This window comes from Lichenihabitans sp. Uapishka_5, assembly GCF_033947565.1.
Lineage (GTDB): Bacteria > Pseudomonadota > Alphaproteobacteria > Rhizobiales > Beijerinckiaceae > Lichenihabitans.
The window spans coordinates 1-1752 of record NZ_JARPVX010000183.1; the positions used below are offsets into that span (position 1 = coordinate 1).

Annotated in this window: 2 protein-coding genes and 1 pseudogene; all 3 read left to right on the plus strand. The window is 70.0% G+C overall.

What is annotated here, in order from left to right; translation table 11 throughout:
- Window positions 1-12: 12 nt before the first annotated feature.
- Window positions 13-216 (plus strand): acyl carrier protein, encoded by a 204-nt coding sequence (locus tag P7D22_RS22980; RefSeq protein ID WP_319936566.1) that lies wholly within the window; start codon window positions 13-15, stop codon window positions 214-216.
- Between the two features lie 51 nt (window positions 217-267).
- Entirely contained in the window at window positions 268-1416 is a 1149-nt protein-coding gene (locus P7D22_RS22985) for an acyl-CoA dehydrogenase family protein (RefSeq protein ID WP_319936567.1), read from the plus strand.
- Window positions 1413-1752: pseudogene (locus tag P7D22_RS22990) on the plus strand (amino acid--[acyl-carrier-protein] ligase); the annotation flags it as partial. The gene P7D22_RS22985 and the pseudogene P7D22_RS22990, both read left to right, overlap by 4 nt.

Here is a 1752-nt window from a genome sequence, read left to right on the forward strand (position 1 = left end):
GACGCAGAGCTTCTGTCTTGTCCGGTTGAAACACTGTCGGACACGGCGGATTTGTTTGAGGCTGGGCTGACCTCCTATGGGTCGGTGCGGCTGATGCTGGCGGTCGAGGAGCGCTTCGACGTCGAGTTCCCCGATGCGCTGTTGACCCGCAAAACCTTCACGACGCTGGCGGCCCTGGCCGAAGCCGTCGCGTCGCTCGTGCCCGAGAAGGTCTGAGCCGTGGCGCTGCTGGCCACCGAGGCCGACGGCGACACGCCCGGGGCCCGCATGCGCGAGCTCGCCCGCGAGGTCGCCGACCCCCGATCGGCCCAAGTCGACCGCGACGGTGCCTTTCCGGCCCACACGGTGGCGGCACTGCGCCGCGAGCGCCTGCTCGGGTTGATGGTGCCCGAGCGCTTCGGCGGCAGCGGCGCCGACCTGCGCACGGTCACGGATTTGTGCGCCAGTCTGGCGGGCGCCTGCGGATCGAGCGCCATGATCTACGCCATGCACCAGATCAAGCTGTCGAGCCTCGTCATGCACGGGCAAACAAGCGACTGGCATTGCGCCCTGCTGCGCGACGTCGCGGCCCAGCAGCTGTTGATCGCCTCCTCGACCACCGAGGCCGGCATCGGCGGCGATTTGCGCACTTCGCTTTGCGCGGTCGAGCGCGACGGCGACCGCTTCCACTTCCGTAAGGAAGCCAGCGTCATCTCCTATGGCCGCCAGGCCGACGTGATCCTCGTCACCGCCCGCCGCAGCCCCGACGCGGCCGGCTCCGACCAGGTGCTGGTGGCCCTGCGCCGCGCCGACTACCAGCTCGAACAGCGTGGCGACTGGGACACGCTCGGCATGCGGGGCACCTGCTCGGAAGGCTTTCTGCTGACCGCCACCGGATCGGTCGAGCAGATCCTCCCCAAACCCTTCCACGAGATCGCCGCCCAGTCGATGCTGGCCACCAGCCACCTGCTGTGGGGCAGCGTCTGGTTCGGCATCGCGGCCGATGCGGCCCGGCGCGCCCAGGTGGCCGTCAAGGCCGCGATGCGCAAGGCGCCCAACACGGGGGCGCCGCCGCCCGGCGGCCTGCGGCTCGCCGGGGCGATGCGCAAGCTCGGCGAGTTGAAGACCGCTCTCGAGGCCGGCCTCGACCGCTACGCCGCGGCGCTGCGCGACGAGGACGCCCTGCGATCGCTCGGCTTCGCGGTGGAGATGAACAACCTCAAGCTCACCTGCTCCACCCTGGCGGTCGAGATCGCCAACGAGGCCCTGCTGGTCACCGGCCTCGCGGGCTACAAGAACAACACCCCCGTCTCGGTCGGACGCCATCTGCGCGACCTTCTGTCGGCGCCGCTGATGATCGGCAACGACCGCATCCTCGCCAACACCGCCAACCTGCTGCCGATGAGCCGCTTCGACACGAGCCTGGGGTCGCCATGAACGCACCGCTGAAGCCGCCCGTTTCCCCGGAAGCCTTTCTGGATGCCCTGTTCGACGACGGGCTGCTGATCCGCACCGGCGTCGATGGCCTGTATGGCCGCGCCGGCATCGTCGAGGAGGTGATCGAGCGCTTCACGGCCCGGGTGGCGGCGCTGGCCGCGGACGACCGCGCCACCCGCATCCACTTCCCGCCCGGCCTGCCGCGCCGCACCTTGGAAAAGAGCGGCTACCTGAAAAGCTTCCCGCAGCTCGCCGGCTGCGTGCATGCCTTCATGGGCGGCGACAGCGACCATGGCCGGCTGATCGGCCTGCTCGAAGCCGGGGAAGACTGGACCG